We start from the raw sequence: 1,596 nt of genomic DNA on the forward strand, positions 1-1,596 counted from the left end.
CGTACAGAAGAACTCAGTACTCTGGATGAGTGGTTGCTGAAGGATCGCTGTCGATTAGTGACCATTCTCGGAATGGGTGGAGTCGGGAAAACTAGTCTGTCGATCAAATTGGCAGAATTAATGCAGGACAAATTTGATTGTATTGTCTGGCGATCGCTGTATGACGCTCCACCCATTGATACATTCTTAGGTAGCATCATTCAGTTTCTATCTGACGAGCAAGAAACTGAGGCAGAATTGCCGGAAAGCGTTAGTGATAAGATTTCCATGCTGCTTAACTACTTTAAGGAAATGCGCTGCTTGGTCGTGTTCGATAATGTAGACGCTGTGTTACGTGGTGGGAGTCGAGCCGGACAATATAACCTTGGATATGAGCAGTATGGCGAACTCCTTAAACGAGTAGGTAAATCAGACCACCAGAGTTGCTTGCTACTCACAACGCGAGAAAAACCTAAAGAAGTTGCCTCTCTAGAAGGAGAAGCCTTACCAGTGCGAACTTTGAGATTGGGTGGACTCAAAGAAGGAGAGGGAGAAGAAATTCTTAAGAGTAAGAGGCTCAAGGGTTTAGAAACTCAATTTAACGCACTGGTCAAACGCTATGGAGGCAATGCCTTAGCCTTAAAAATTGTGGCAACTACGATTCAAGATTTATTTGATGGTTATATTTCTGAGTTTTTAAAAGAGGAAACCACCGTATTTGGGGATCTTCGTGATTTATTAGAGCAGCAATTTGAGCGTTTATCTGATGAGGGAAAAGATGTAATGTACTGGCTAGCGATTAATCGGGAGCCAGTAACCCTCTCCAAATTACGAGAAGATTTAGTATCGCCTTTTCCCCAACTCAATTTAATTGAAACGCTGGAATCTTTGGGACGGCGATCGCTCATCGAACGAGATACAGCCTACTTCACCCTACAGCCAGTCGTGATGGAGTACGTGACAAGTCGCTTGGTTGAGCAAGTTTGTGAGGAGATTGCTAACCAGGAGTTTTCGCTTTTTAAAAGCCATGCTCTGATCAAAGCTACTGCCAAAGACTATGTAAGAGAGACTCAAATTCGTCTCATTCTCTATGCCGTGATTAACAGATTAATTCCAGTCTTTGAAGGCAAAAAAAACTTGGAATATGAACTGACTCAAATCTTACTCAAGCAGCAAGAGAAGTCACCCTTGGAGCCGGGATATGTAGCAGGTAATATTCTTAACTTACTCAATCAGTTAGGAACTAATTTAACGGGCTATGATTTCTCTGGTCTAACCATTTGGCAGGCTGACCTACGAGATGTAAATTTGCAAAATACGAATTTTGCTTACGCCAATTTAGCGAGGTGTACGTTTACTGAAACCTTTGGTGCTATTCATGCGGTAGCCTTTAGTCCTGATGGAGAACTTCTGGCGGTAGGTGACAGTAATGGAGAAATTCATCTGTACCAAGTTAGCGATGTGCAACCAGTCTTCATCTGCACGCGACATAAAAGTTGGGTAACATCACTGACGTTCAGCCCTGATGGTAAGATTCTCGCTAGCGGTAGCACCGATTACACAATAAAGTTATGGGATGTTAGTACTGGTCAGTGCCTTCGCACCTGAGAAGGGCAT

At 43.2% G+C, this 1,596-nt stretch carries 1 protein-coding gene; it reads left to right on the top strand.

From position 1 onward, the window contains the following. The coding region (locus RRG12_RS44020) for an NB-ARC domain-containing protein (protein WP_420763356.1) at window positions 1-1,587 on the top strand (1,587 nt) is incomplete at its 5' end. Window positions 1,588-1,596 lie beyond the last annotated feature (9 nt).

The sequence above is a fragment of the Nostoc sp. CALU 546 genome, from assembly GCF_048836525.1.